We start from the raw sequence: 13,370 nt of genomic DNA, 5'->3' as shown, positions 1-13,370 counted from the left end.
GACCCGGGGCGCGGACACCCCGAGTGAGGACTGCCGTGATCCTGCTTCTGTCCACATCGGACACCGACCTGCTCAGCGCCCGCGCCGGCGAGGCCGACTACCGGCTGGCCAACCCAGCCCGGCTCGACCTGGCCGAGTTGCCCGCTCTGCTCGACGGCGCCCAGATCGTCGTCGTCCGGATCCTCGGATCCGAGCGGAGCTGGCAGGAGGGGCTCGACACGGTCCGCGCGAGTGGCGCGCACGTGGTCGTCCTCGGCGGCGAGCAGACGCCGGACGCGCAGCTCATGAAGCTCTCGACGGTTCCGGCGGGCACCGCGGCCGAGGCTCACGCGTACCTCGCGCAGGGCGGGCCGGAGAACCTCACCCAGCTGCACCGCTTCCTCAGCGACACGCTCCTGCTCACCGGCGACGGCTTCGAGCCGCCCAAGGTGCAGCCGCTGTGGGGAGTCCTCCAGCGAGAAAACACCCGCGCCGAGGGTCCGGTCATCGCGATCCTCTACTACCGCGCGCATCACCTGTCCGGGAACACCGAGTTCGTCCACAGCCTCTCCGACGCCATCGAGGACGCCGGGGGCCGCGCGCTCCCGATCCACTGCGCGTCCCTGCGCACCCGCGAGCCGGAGATGATGGCCGAGCTGGCCAAGGCCGACGCGCTCCTGGTGACCGTGCTGGCCGCCGGCGGCACCAAACCCTCCGAGGTCGGGGCGGGCGGGGACGACGAGGCGTGGGACGTCTCCGAGATGGCCGCGCTCGACATCCCGATTCTCCAGGCCCTCTGCCTCACCAGCGACCGCGAGACCTGGTCGCAGAACGACGACGGCCTCTCCCCGCTCGACGCGGGCAACCAGATGGCCGTTCCCGAGTTCGACGGCCGCCTCATCACCGTCCCGTTCTCGTTCAAGGAGATCGACGACGACGGTCTCCCCAAGTACGTGCCGGACGCCGAGCGCGCGTCCCGGGTCGCCAAGATCGCGCTCGCCCACGCCCGCCTGCGGCACACGCCGCCGCCGGAACGCCGCATCGCGCTGATGCTGTCCGCGTACCCGACCAAGCATTCCCGCGTCGGCAACGCCGTCGGCCTCGACACGCCGGCGTCCGCGATCGAGTTGCTGCGCCGCATGCGCGACCGGGGTTACGACCTCGGCGAGGACCCGTTCCCCGGCGTCGAGCCCACCGGGACCGACCAGCCCGACGGTGACGCGCTGATCCACGCGCTCATCGCCGCGGGCGGCCAGGATCCGGAGTGGCTGACGGAAGAACAGCTGTCCGGCAACCCGATCCGCGTCCCGGCCGACAAGTACCGCGAGTGGTTCGCCGCGCTGCCAGCGGAACTGCGCGAGGGGATGGAGGAGCACTGGGGTCCCGCTCCCGGTGAGCTTTACGTCGACAACGGCGACATCGTGCTCGCGTCCCTGCAGTCCGGCAACGTCATCCTGATGATCCAGCCGCCTCGCGGGTTCGGCGAGAACCCGGTGGCGATCTACCACAATCCGGACCTCCCGCCGAGCCACCATTATCTCGCCGCGTACCGCTGGCTGGAGGAGGAGTTCGGCGCGCACGCCGTCGTCCACCTCGGCAAACACGGTTCGCTGGAGTGGCTTCCCGGCAAGACCGCCGGTCTCTCGGACTCCTGCGCGCCGGACGCCGTCCTCGGCAACCTGCCGCTGATCTACCCGTTCCTGATCAACGATCCCGGCGAGGGCGCGCAGGCTAAACGGCGCGCGCACGCCACGATCGTCGACCATCTGATCCCGCCGATGGCCCGCGCCGAGAGCTACGGCGACATGGCCCGCCTGGAACAGCTTCTCGACGAGCACGCCAACATCGCCGCGATGGACCCGGCGAAACTGCCCGCGGTCCGCGCGCAGATCTGGACGCTCATCCAGGCCGCGAAGCTCGACCACGACCTCGGTGTCGAGGAACGCCCGCACGACGCGGAGTTCGACGACTTCCTGCTGCACATCGACGGCTGGCTGTGCGAGGTCAAGGACGCCCAGATCCGCGACGGCCTCCACATCCTCGGTGCCGCGCCGGAAGGCGAGGCCAGGATCAACCTCGTGCTGGCGATGCTGCGCGCCCAGCAGATGTGGGGCGGCAAGCAGGGCGCGGTTCCCGGACTGCGTTCCGCGTTGGGCCTCAAGGAGAACAGCGACGCGCCACTGTCCGAAGTGGACGCCATCGAGCAGAAGGCCCGGTCGCTCGTCGAGGCGATGGAGGCCCGTGACTGGTCCCCCGCCGCCGTCGCCGAGGTCGTCGCCGACGTCCCGGAACACCAGGACGTCGCCCGCGTGCTGACCTTCGCGGCCACCGAGATCGTGCCGCGCCTGGCGGGCACCGGCGCCGAGATCGACGCCGTGCTCCACGCCCTCGACGGCGGCTACATCCCGGCGGGCCCCAGCGGGTCTCCCCTGCGCGGCCTGATCAACGTGCTGCCGACCGGCCGCAACTTCTACACCGTCGACCCGAAGGCCATCCCGAGCCGTCTCGCGTGGGAGACCGGGCAGGCGCTCGCCGACTCGCTTCTCCGCCGCTACCAGGAGGACACGGGCGACTGGCCACGTTCGGTCGGCCTCTCGGTGTGGGGCACGTCGGCCATGCGCACGTCGGGTGACGACGCCGCGGAAGTCCTGGCCCTGCTGGGTGTCCAGCCGGTCTGGGACGAGGCGTCACGCCGCGTCACCGGGATCGAGGCCATCTCGCTCGCCGAACTCGGCCGCCCGCGCATCGACGTCACCGTCCGGATCAGCGGCTTCTTCCGCGACGCCTTCCCGCACGTCATCGCCCTGATGGACGACGCCGTGCGCCTGGTCGCAAATCTGGACGAACCGGACGAACAGAACTTCGTCCGCGCCCACACCCGCGCGGATCTGGCCGCGCACGGTGACGAACGCCGGGCCACCACGAGGATCTTCGGCTCCAAGCCCGGCGCGTACGGCGCGGGCCTGCTGCCGCTGATGGATTCCGGGAACTGGCGCGACGACAAGGATCTCGCCGAGGTCTACGCGGTCTGGGGCGGCTTCGCCTACGGCCGCGATCTCGACGGCAGGCCCGCGCGCGAGGACATGGAGAACTCGTACAAACGGATCGTGGTCGCGGCCAAGAACACCGACACCCGCGAGCACGACATCGCCGATTCCGACGACTACTTCCAGTACCACGGCGGGATGATCGCGACGGTCCGCGCGCTCACCGGCACCGCGCCCGCGTCCTACGTCGGCGACAGCACCACGCCGGACGCGGTCCGCACCCGCACCCTCGGCGAGGAGACCGCCCGGGTCTTCCGTGCCCGCGTGGTCAACCCGCGCTGGCTGGCGGCGATGCGCAAGCACGGTTACAAGGGTGCTTTCGAGCTGGCGGCGACGGTCGACTACCTCTTCGGTTTCGACGCCACCGCCGGGGTCGTCGGAGACTGGATGTACGAAAAGCTCACCGAGTCCTACGTGCTCGACGAGGTCAACCAGGAGTTCCTGCGCCAAGCCAACCCGTGGGCGTTGCGCGGCATCATCGAGCGGCTGAACGAAGCCGCCGATCGGGGGCTCTGGGCGGAGCCGGACGCCGACCTTTTGGCTCAGCTGCGCGAGGTCTACCTATCGCTGGAGGGGGACCTCGAATCCTGACATCACCCGCTGGAGCGCGGTCATGGCCCGCCCGGCGGTACCACTGTCGTATGCGCAGAACTTAGCGTGACAGGGCGGTGGGATGACAACGATCGGGAGGACAGCGATGATCAAGCGTCTGTTGAAGGTCGTGCTTCGCCACGGTTGCTGCTCGGCGTGCACCGGTCAGGGCTGCGGCTGCTGCGACGCCTGCAAGTAGGTCAGGGGCGGACACCCGGGATGTGGGTGTTCGCGCGGCGGACGTCGGCGGCGAGGGCAGGCACCTCGACCACCCGGCGTCCGGCCGCTTCCAGCGTTTCGGCGCCGACGCAGTCGACGAACACCGACGGCTCGCGCCAGGCGAACACGACGCGGGGAATTCCGGCGTCGAGGATGAGCTGGGTGCAGCTCCGCGGATGTGACGTCCGGGAGCTGCACGGCTCCAGCGACGTGTACATGGTCGCGTCCGCCAGTCTCGGGTCCCCTGGTTCGAGTTTGGCGAGCGCGGCTTCTTCCGCGTGGTTGTTAGGATCGCCGTCGCCCGAGTAACCGGTGGAGATCACTTCGCCGTCGGCGCCGGTGATGACCGCGCCGACGCGGAAGGTGCGCGGCGGGCAGTTCTCGGCCAGCGCGATGGCCTCGCGCAGCCGCAGAATGTCCACTTCGGACGGTTCCGGCGTCGCGTGGTACTCCAGGACGGCGATGTCACCCAGCCGAGTGCTGTCGACCAGGGTGAGCCCGCGAGGAAACGCGCCCGGACCGGTGAACCGAGGCGCGCGCGGATCGCCGACGAAGAACGGCGCGACCGCCAGGTGCAGTTCGTCGACGAGTCCCTCGGTGAGGAACTGGGTGTGGATCGCGCCGCCGCCTTCGACCATCAGCCGCCGGATGCCGCGCGCGTGCAGGTCGGCCAGCATTTCCCGCAGGCCCGCCAGTTCGACGACGGTCGCCTTCACGCCCGTGACGACACCGGGCGGCGCGTAGACCAGCTTCTCCGCGTCCCCGACGGTGAAGAACTGTGCCGCCGGATCGAGCGAGCCGCTCCGGGTGAGCGTGACCTTGACCGGCTGTTCCGGACGCCCGGCCGCGACCCGCTCGGCGACCAGTTCCGGCGAACGGACCAGCAGCCGGGGATTGTCCGCGCGGACCGTGTTCGCGCCGACGAGGATCGCGTCCGACGCCGCGCGCAGGCCGTCCACTCTGGCCCAGTCGTCCTGGCTGGACAGCACCAGCCGGGTGTCGGTCGCGTCGTCGAGGTAGCCGTCCAGCGAGACCGCGGCGGACAGCAGGACGTGGGGGCGTTCGGTCACGCCGCCAGTATGCCCCGGCCGGTCGCGGGTCGCCGAGGTGACAGACTGTCTCTCGGGCGTCGGGCTTGTGCCAGGTCCTCGATTACCGAAATTCGGTGACGGCGGCGGCAGCCACAAGATCCAGAACTGTCGGTGAGGGATCGTAGGTTCGTCGGGTGGACACTTACCGAGCCACCGCTGTGGCGCTACTTGAGGAAATCACCGACCCCGACAACCTGAAGGCCATCAATACCGCCGTGGATTCGTTGGAAGACAACGAATCCGTCGCCCTCGCGCAAGCGGCGTCGGTGGGGATCGCCCGGCTGGTCGCCGCCGCCGAGGCGTTGACCACCAGGCTGCCCCGCACCCTTGGCTTGATGGACAAGGGTCAGGTGGACGGGTTCGGCGCGATGAAAGTCGTCACGGCCACCGCGTGGCTGTCAGACGAGCACGCGCTCGCCGCTGATGCCCTGCTGGAAGACCGGTTGCCCGGTAAGAATGCCGAGCTGCGAGCAGGCCCGCGAAAGCACTCTGGACCAGCTTCGCGCCGACGTCGCCCTCGACCTCTTGTTGGGCGGCACCGGCGGGAAAAGTGAACGCGCCGAAGTATTCCTTTATATGGACCTCTTCACCTACCTCGGCCTCAACGACGAACCGACGGAAATGGCCGGACACGGCCACATCCCGGCGTCGCTGGCGCGGCACATCGCGAGCGGACCCAACACGGTGCTGCGGCGGATCATCACCGACCCGCTGTCAGGCCAGGTCGCGGATCTCGGCCGGGACCGGTATCGACCGACGGCCGGTCTTGACGAGTTCGTCCGAGTCCGCGACCGCGAATGCCGGAGACCAGGGTGCCACCGGCCAGGCCTACGACAGCAAGCCTCGGCCGCTGCACACACCCCGCACCGAGGAACCATCGTTCTGACTCCGTTGCCACGAAACGGCCACCGGCCTCTGGCACCGACTGGCTGCCCCCGCTAAATCGGTCGCACCGGGACCGCCGCCCGGCTACGGTGGTCCGGTGATCTTCTGAGACGAACCTGCGCCCTCATCCCACCTCCTTCGCAGGGAGTCTCATGTCTTCTTCCTTGACGTTTTCCGACGTCACCTTCACCTGGCCCGACGGTGTCCCGGTGTTCGAGCGCCTTTCGCTCACCATCGGGGCCGGCCGCACCGGCCTGGTCGGCACCAACGGATCCGGCAAGTCCACGCTCCTGCGCCTGCTCGCGGGCAGGCTGAAGGCCACCACGGGCTCTGTCACCGCACCGGGCGAGCTCGGGTACCTGCCGCAGAACCTCGCCCTCGACACCGGCCGCCGCGTCGACGACGTGCTGGGCGTCACCGCGATCCGCGCGGCGATCAGGGCCGTCGAGAGCGGCGCCGCCACCGAGGAGCACTTCGCCGCCATCGGCGACAACTGGGACGTCGAGGAACGCATCCGCGCGATCCTCGATCGGCTCGGGCTGGGTGCCGTCCGCCTCGACCAGCGGGCGGGTGAGCTGTCCGGCGGCGAACTCACGCTGCTCGGGCTGGCCGCCCTGCTCCTGCGGCGGCCCGCCGCGCTGCTGCTCGACGAACCCACGAACAACCTCGACCTGCGGGCACGCGAACTCGTGCATCGCGAGGTGGAGGGCTGGAGCGGGATTCTCGTGGTGGTCTCCCACGACCGCGAACTGCTCCGGCTGGTCGACCGGATCGTCGAGGTCCGCGACCGCGAGGTGACCACGTACGGCGGCAACCTCGAGGACTACGAGCACGCCGTCGAGGTCGCCCAGGAAGCCGCGCGCAGACACGTGCGAGCGGCAGAAGCGTGCGTCAAACGCCAGAAGCGGGAGTTGATCGAGGCCGGGACCACCCTCGCCCGGCGCGCCCGCTACGGCCAGAAGATGTGGGACCAGAAACGCGAACCGAAGGGACGGATGCGCAAACGCCAGGAGGACGCGCAGATCGCCGCCGGCAAGTACCGGAACCTGCACACCGACCGGCTGGAGGACGCCGTCAAAGCGCTGAAGGCCGCCGAGGAGCTGGTGCGCGAGGACGCCGAGATCCGCGTCGAGCTGCCGGAGACGACGGTCGCGCGGGGAACGGACGTGCTCCGGATCGACGCCGAACCCCGGTTCGGCCCGCCGGTGAACCTGCACGTCATGGGCCCCGAGCGGATCGCGCTAGTCGGCCCGAACGGGTCGGGGAAGACGACCCTGCTCCGCACGATCACCGGCGAGCTCCCGCCGCGCTCGGGCGAAGTGCGGCTGTTCGTCCCCAGCAGGCTGCTCCCCCAGCGGATCGACATCCTCGACGACACTATGTCCATTGTGGACAATGTGCGCCTGGTCGCGCCGTCGCTCACGGACAACGAGATCCGCGCGAGGCTGGCGCGGTTCCTGTTCCGTGGCAAGGCGGCCGACCGTGAGGTGGCGTCGTTGTCCGGCGGGGAACGGTTCCGGGCGGCGCTGGCGGCGCTGCTGCTGACCGAACCCACGCCGAAACTGCTGCTGCTCGACGAGCCGACGAACAACCTCGACCTGGCGAGCGTGCGGCGGCTCACCGAAGCGTTGCTGGCCTATCGGGGCACGCTGATCGTGGCGAGCCACGACCGGCCGTTCCTGAAGGACATCGGCATCACGAGATGGCTGGAGCGGTAAAGCCTCGTGAGTGGTAAGGGCGGTTCTAACCGTCCTTACCACTCACGAGGTCCTAGGCGTCGAAGTCCACGGTGACGGCTTCGGACACCGGCACCGACTGGCAGGTGAGCACGAACCCGGCGTCCACTTCGGCCTTCTCCAGTGCGAAGTTGCGCCGCATGTCCACCTTGCCGTCGCAGATCTTCGCCCGGCAGGTCCCGCACACCCCGCCCTTGCAGGCGAAGGGCAGGTCCGGGCGGTACTTCTGCGCGCCGTCGAGCAGGGAGGAGTTGCGCGGCAGCGTCATCGTCGTCGACCGGCCGTCGAGCACCAGCGTGACCTCGCTGGAAGAGCCCACGACGGCCGGGTCGACGTGGTGCACCGGCTCCGGCGGAGTGTCCACATAGAACAGTTCCTGGTGGATGTTCTCGTCGGCGACGTCCAGCGAGCGAAGGAGTTCCTGGGCGCCGGTCACCATTTCGAACGGTCCGCACAGCCACCAGTGCGCCACGTCTTCGACCGGGATCAGCACGGTGCACAGGCGCCGCAGCTTCTCGGCGTCGAGGCGGCCGGTGAACAGTTCGGCCTCGCGCGGCTCGCGGGAGAGCACGTGGACGAGTTCGAGCCGCGCGGGGTAACGGTCCTTCAGGTCCGCGAGGTCGTCGGCGAACATGACCGTGTCCGTGCGCCGGTTGCCGTAGAGCACGGTCACCGTCGCGTCGGAATCGCTCAGCAGCGAGGACGCGATCGACAGGACCGGCGTGATGCCGGAGCCCGCCGCGATCAGCACGTGGTGCCCGGCCGCTTCCAGATCAGGGCTGAAGTTGCCGGTGGGCGCGGCGACCTCGACCTCGTCGCCGGGCTTGACGTCACGCACCAGCCACGACGAGAACAGCCCGCCCGGCACCTCGCGCACGCCGACCCGCGGCGCCGCACCGGCGGGCGCGCAGATCGAGTAGGAGCGGCGCTCGTCGCGGCCGTCGACCTCGCGGCGCAGGGTCAGCGATTGGCCCGCCTTGAAACGGAAGGTCTCCGCGAGGTCTTCGGGCACGTCGAAGGTCACCGCGACGGCGTCGTCGCACAGGCGCTGGACGTCGGACACCTTCAGGGTGTGGAAACCCGTGCGGCGGAGAGTGGCAGTCACTAGATCTCCTTGACGTGTTCGAACGGTTCGAGGCAGAACCGGCAGCGGCGCAAGGCTTTGCACGCCGTCGCGCTGAACCGGGACTGCTCCTCGGTGTCCGCGGAACCGCAGTGTGGGCAGCGGACCGACGACACCGGCGGGCTCAGCGTGAGCGGGATCGGACCGGTTCGGACCGGCGCCGCTCCGGGCGGCGCGATGCCTGCTTCGGCGAGTTTCCGTTTGCCGTCTTCGGTGATCCAGTCGGTGGACCAAGCTGGCTGCAGGACCGTGCGGACCTCGACCTCGCCGTAACCCGCACCGGTGAGCGCGTGGACGAGGTCGTCGCGCATGGTGTCCATCGCCGGGCAGCCGGTGTAGGTAGGGGTGATCGCGACGACCACCCGGCCGTCGGATTCGGACACTTCACGCAGCACGCCGAGATCGGCGAGGGTGAGCATCGGCAGTTCCGGATCGGTGACCGTGGCCGCCACGGCGTACGCGGTCACCATGTCGCGTCCGGGTGTTCCCTGGCGACGCTCTGCAGCTCCGCCAGCAGGAAGCCCATCCGCTCAGTGTGCACGCCGTCGCGGCCCATCCGGCCGGAGACCCCGGCGAGCGCGCCGATCTCAGGGCGGTCCAGGGTCGCGGCGGCGAGCACCTGGTCGAGGATCGCGTCGAACTCGGGCCGCAGCGACGGTGCCTCGACGAACTCGACCTCGTGCGCCGTGAACAGCTCCCCGACGTACGGCCAGACCGCGTCGAGTCCTTCCTGCATGCGGGAACGGGACAACTCGGTCCCGTCGCCCAGCCGGACGGCCCACTGTGCCGCGTAGTCGCGGTGGTAAGCGACTTCCTTGACACCCTTGTCCGCGATGGCCGCGAGCACCGGGTCCACAGAGGACTGGAGGCGCTGCAGCAAAGCGAGCCGCCAGATGGAGAACACCAGCATCCGCGCGATCAAGTGCCCGAAGTGCCCGCCTTCGAGTTCGGCGAGCCGGACGTTGCGGTACTCCTGCTCGCTCCGAAAGAAGGCGTAGGAGTCCTCAGAGCGCTCGCTCCCGTCGGCCTTGCCGGCGCGGGCGAGCAGCAGCCGCGCCTGCCCCAGCAGGTCGAGCGCGATGTTGGCGATCGCGACCTCGTCCTCGAGTTCGGGCGCGTTCGTGCACCACTCCTGCAGCCGGTGCGAGAAGATCAGCGCGTCGTCGCCGAGCATCAGGCAGTAGGCCGCCAGCCGCGCACCGTCCACACCGGACGGCACCGAAGTGTCCACTCCAGACAGTGGATCCTCGAATCCGGTGCCGAAGGCCCAGCGCGCGTCGTTTTCCTCGGTGATCGCCTCGTAGGCGTTGTCGAAGCTCATGTCAGATGTGCGGAACGTTGTCGGGGATGTCGTAGAACGTCGGGTGCCGGTACACCTTGTCGCCGCTGGGCGCGAAGAACGGGTCCTTCTCGTCCGGCGAGGACGCGGTGATGTCCGACGCGCGCACGACCCAGATCGACACGCCCTCGTTGCGGCGGGTGTACAGATCCCGCGCGTGGTGCAGCGCCATCTCGTCGTCCGCCGCGTGCAGTGAACCCACGTGCACGTGGTTCAGGCCGCGCTTGCCCCGGACGAACACCTCGTACAACGGCCAGTCGTGCTTCATCACGAAGCCCCTTTCTTGGCGGCGTGGGCGGCCGCTGCCTCGCGCACCCATGCGCCGTCTTCCTGGGCCCGCCGCCGGTGCGCGACGCGCTGGGCGTTGCAGGGGCCGTTGCCCTTCAACACGTTCTTGAACTCGTCCCAGTCGACGGCGCCGAAGTCGTAGTGCCCGCGTTCGGCGTTCCACTTCAGATCCGGGTCCGGGAAGGTGACGCCCAGCGCCTCGGCCTGCGGGATGGACATGTCGACAAAGCGCTGGCGCAGCTCGTCGTTGGTGTGCCGCTTGACCTTCCACGCCATCGACTGCGCGGTGTTCGGCGAATCCGCGTCCGGCGGGCCGAACATCATCAGCGACGGCCACCACCAGCGGTTCACCGCCTCCTGCACCATGGCGCGCTGCTTTTCGGTGCCGCGCATCATCGTCATCAGGAGTTCGAAGCCCTGCCGCTGATGGAAGGACTCCTCCTTGCAGATGCGGATCATGGCGCGGGCGTACGGCCCGTACGAGCTGCGGCACAACGGGACCTGGTTGCAGATCGCCGCGCCGTCGACCAGCCAGCCGACCACGCCGACGTCGGCGAAGGTCAGCGTCGGGTAGTTGAAGATCGACGAGTACTTCTGCTTGCCGTTGATCAGCTTGTCGGTCAGATCCGCGCGGTCGGCGCCGAGCGTGGCCGCGGCCGAGTACAGGTACAGCCCGTGCCCGGCCTCGTCCTGGACCTTGGCGAGCAGGATCGCCTTGCGCCGCAAGGAAGGTGCGCGCGTGATCCAGTTGCCCTCGGGCTGCATGCCGATGATCTCCGAATGCGCGTGCTGCGCGATCTGGCGGATCATCGTCTTGCGGTAGCCCTCGGGCACCCAGTCGCGCGGTTCGACGCGCTGGTCGCGCTCGATGGTGTGCTCGAAGTGCCGTTCGAGGTCTTCCTCGGGCAACGTGGCCGTCATGACTGCTCCTTCGCCACCAGGGTCAGCACGTCGTACTTGGCCACCGAGTCACCGTCGGCGTTGGTGACGTCGGCGTCCCAGCGGACCTCGCCGTACTCCTGGTCGATGCGCGGGGTGATCTGCTTGGCGGTCAGGGTCACCGTGAGGGTGTCACCGACCTTGACCGGGGTGAGGAACCGCAGGTTCTCCAGGCCGTAGTTGGCCAGGACCGGGCCGGGTTCCGGCGAGACGAACAGGCCGGCGGCGAACGAGACCACGAGATACCCGTGCGCCACGATCCCGCCGAACAGCGGGTTCGCCGCCGCGGCCTCGGGATCGGTGTGGGCGTAGAAGGTGTCGCCGGTGAACTCGGCGAAGTGGTCGACGTCGGACTGCAGGACCTCGCGCGGCCCGGCGACGACGGAGTCACCGATCTTCAGCTCCGCCAAGGACTTCCGGAACGGGTGGACGTCGCCTTCGGTACGCGGGGCGCCGGTGACCCAGCGGCCGGTGACCGTGCTGAGCACCTTCGGGCTGCCCTGGACCGCCGTGCGCTGCATGTGGTGCAGCACGCCGCGGACGCCGCCCATCTCCTCGCCGCCACCGGCGCGGCCGGGTCCGCCGTGCACCAGCTGCGGCATCGGCGAACCGTGGCCCGTCGACTCCTTGGCGTCGTCGGCGTCCAGCACCAGCAGGCGGCCGTGGTACGGCGCGACACCGAGGACGACCTCGCGCGCGAACTCGGCGTCGGCGGTGACGATCGAGCCGACCAGGCTGCCGCCACCGCGAGCGGCGAGCTCGATGACCTGCTCGGTCGAGGTGTACGGCATCAGCGTCGACACCGGGCCGAACGCCTCGACCTCGTGCGGCTCGGAACGTTCCGGGTCGGCCTTCAGCAGCACCGGCGAGATGAACGCGCCCCGTTCGGCGTCCGCGCCGACGACCTCGACCTGCTCGGGGTCACCGAAGACGATCGTGCCGACGTCCAGCAGCGCCTTGAGCGACCGCCGGACCTCCTCACGCTGCTCCAGGCTCGCCAGGGCACCCATCCGGACCCCCTCGGCGGTGGGGTTGCCGACGACGGTCTTCGCCAGCCGCGCGCTCGCGGCCTCGGCGACGGCGTCCAGCAGGTCCGCGGGCACGAAGGCGCGACGGATCGCGGTGCACTTCTGGCCTGCCTTGACGGTCATCTCGGTGGTGAGCTGCTTGACGAAGAGGTCGAACTCGGTGGTGCCGGGTTTGGCGTCCGGGCCGAGGATCGACAGGTTCAGCGAGTCGGCCTCGGCGTTGAACCGGACGGAGTTGCGCACGATCGCCGGGTGCGCGCGGAGCTTCTGCGCGGTGGACGCGGAGCCGGTGAACGAGACGAGGTCCTGCGCGGTGACGTGGTCGAGCAGGTCGCCGACGCTGCCCGCGACGAACTGCAGCGTGCCCTCGGGCAGGATGCCGGACTCGATGATGATCTCGACCAGCCGCGCGGTCAGGTACGCGGTCTGGCTGGCCGGCTTGATCAGGCTCGGCACGCCGGCGAGGAACGCGGGCGCGAACTTCTCCAGCGGGCCCCAGACCGGGAAGTTGAAGGCGTTGATCTGGACGGCGACGCCGCGCAGCGGGACGGCGATGTGCTGGGCGACGAACGTGCCGCCCTTGCTCAGCGGCTCGACGTTGCCGTCCACGTAGACGGTGTCGTTGGGCAGTTCGCGCTTGCCCTTGCTGGAGTAGGCGAACAGGACGCCGATGCCGCCGTCGATGTCGACCATCGAGTCGCCCTTGGTCGCGCCGGTCCGCGCCGAGAGCGCGTACAGCTCGTCGCGATGTTCGCGCAGGTGCGAGGCCAGGGCCTTCAGCAACGCGGCGCGCTGGTGGAAGGTCAGCTCACGCAGGGCGGGGCCACCGGTGCGGCGGCCGTACTCCAGCGCGGCGGCGAAGTCGATGCCGTCGGACGAGACCCGGGCGACCTCTTCACCGGTCGAGGCGTCGTGCAGCGGTACGCCGTCTTTTTCCGCCGTGTGCCATCCGCCGGAGACGTAGCTGCGCAGCAATGCCATGGGGCGACCCTTCATGGTGGACTGGATACTTGACTGAATTACAGACCGTCCGTTCAGTAATTCACTGTAGCTCGTGCCCCGGCACTTGCAAACCCCCGGACGGCGGCGGACCCTTGACATCTGC

At 69.5% G+C, this 13,370-nt stretch carries 9 protein-coding genes and 1 pseudogene; 3 read left to right on the top strand and 7 right to left on the bottom strand.

Annotation, left to right across the window (positions count from 1 at the left end):
* The first annotated feature begins 35 nt into the window (after nucleotides 1-35).
* On the top strand, nucleotides 36-3,617 hold the full coding sequence (gene cobN / locus ACLJPX_RS30355; RefSeq protein WP_410603903.1) for a cobaltochelatase subunit CobN: 3,582 nt from the start codon (nucleotides 36-38) through the stop codon (nucleotides 3,615-3,617).
* Between the two features lie 200 nt (nucleotides 3,618-3,817).
* Here cobN and ACLJPX_RS30350 read toward each other — a convergent pair whose 3' ends face one another.
* The gene (locus tag ACLJPX_RS30350) at nucleotides 3,818-4,906 is read right to left on the bottom strand and encodes a dihydrofolate reductase family protein (protein WP_410603901.1); all 1,089 of its coding nucleotides are present in this window, start codon (nucleotides 4,904-4,906) and stop codon (nucleotides 3,818-3,820) included.
* A gap of 179 nt (nucleotides 4,907-5,085) precedes the next feature.
* Between ACLJPX_RS30350 and ACLJPX_RS30345 the strand changes: the two are divergent.
* Both ACLJPX_RS30345 and ACLJPX_RS30340 read left to right on the top strand, forming a co-directional pair.
* Nucleotides 5,086-5,752 (top strand): annotated as a pseudogene (locus tag ACLJPX_RS30345) (HNH endonuclease); the annotation flags it as partial.
* Nucleotides 5,753-5,964: 212 nt separating this feature from the next.
* Complete coding sequence (locus ACLJPX_RS30340; RefSeq protein WP_410603899.1) at nucleotides 5,965-7,530, top strand: ABC-F family ATP-binding cassette domain-containing protein; 1,566 nt, start codon at nucleotides 5,965-5,967, stop codon at nucleotides 7,528-7,530.
* Nucleotides 7,531-7,582: 52 nt separating this feature from the next.
* Here the strand turns inward: ACLJPX_RS30340 and paaE are convergent, their stop codons facing one another.
* Genes paaE through paaZ form a run of 6 tightly spaced genes read right to left on the bottom strand, consistent with a single transcriptional unit; the run spans nucleotide 7,583 to nucleotide 13,246 of the window.
* Nucleotides 7,583-8,653, bottom strand: a complete 1,071-nt coding sequence (paaE, locus tag ACLJPX_RS30335) for a 1,2-phenylacetyl-CoA epoxidase subunit PaaE (protein ID WP_101605720.1) — start codon at nucleotides 8,651-8,653, stop codon at nucleotides 7,583-7,585.
* Nucleotides 8,653-9,141 (bottom strand): 1,2-phenylacetyl-CoA epoxidase subunit PaaD, encoded by a 489-nt coding sequence (gene paaD / locus ACLJPX_RS30330; protein WP_101605719.1) that lies wholly within the window; start codon nucleotides 9,139-9,141, stop codon nucleotides 8,653-8,655. The genes paaE and paaD overlap by 1 nt, the downstream gene beginning before the upstream one ends.
* Nucleotides 9,135-9,992, bottom strand: a complete 858-nt coding sequence (paaC, locus tag ACLJPX_RS30325; protein ID WP_410603896.1) for a 1,2-phenylacetyl-CoA epoxidase subunit PaaC — start codon at nucleotides 9,990-9,992, stop codon at nucleotides 9,135-9,137. Before paaC ends, paaD begins: the two co-directional genes overlap by 7 nt.
* Nucleotide 9,993: 1 nt before the next feature.
* Nucleotides 9,994-10,278, bottom strand: coding sequence for a 1,2-phenylacetyl-CoA epoxidase subunit PaaB (gene paaB, locus ACLJPX_RS30320; RefSeq protein ID WP_101605717.1), 285 nt, complete (start codon nucleotides 10,276-10,278; stop codon nucleotides 9,994-9,996).
* The gene (gene paaA / locus ACLJPX_RS30315) at nucleotides 10,278-11,219 is read right to left on the bottom strand and encodes a 1,2-phenylacetyl-CoA epoxidase subunit PaaA (RefSeq protein ID WP_410603894.1); all 942 of its coding nucleotides are present in this window, start codon (nucleotides 11,217-11,219) and stop codon (nucleotides 10,278-10,280) included. The genes paaB and paaA overlap by 1 nt, the downstream gene beginning before the upstream one ends.
* Complete coding sequence (gene paaZ, locus ACLJPX_RS30310; RefSeq protein WP_101605715.1) at nucleotides 11,216-13,246, bottom strand: phenylacetic acid degradation bifunctional protein PaaZ; 2,031 nt, start codon at nucleotides 13,244-13,246, stop codon at nucleotides 11,216-11,218. The genes paaA and paaZ overlap by 4 nt, the downstream gene beginning before the upstream one ends.
* Nucleotides 13,247-13,370: the final 124 nt, after the last annotated feature.

This window comes from Amycolatopsis sp. lyj-90, from assembly GCF_046549035.1.
Classification (GTDB): Bacteria; Actinomycetota; Actinomycetes; order Mycobacteriales; family Pseudonocardiaceae; genus Amycolatopsis.
Note: the sequence above shows the minus strand (reverse complement) of the source record. Positions and strands in the feature narration are given on the sequence as shown.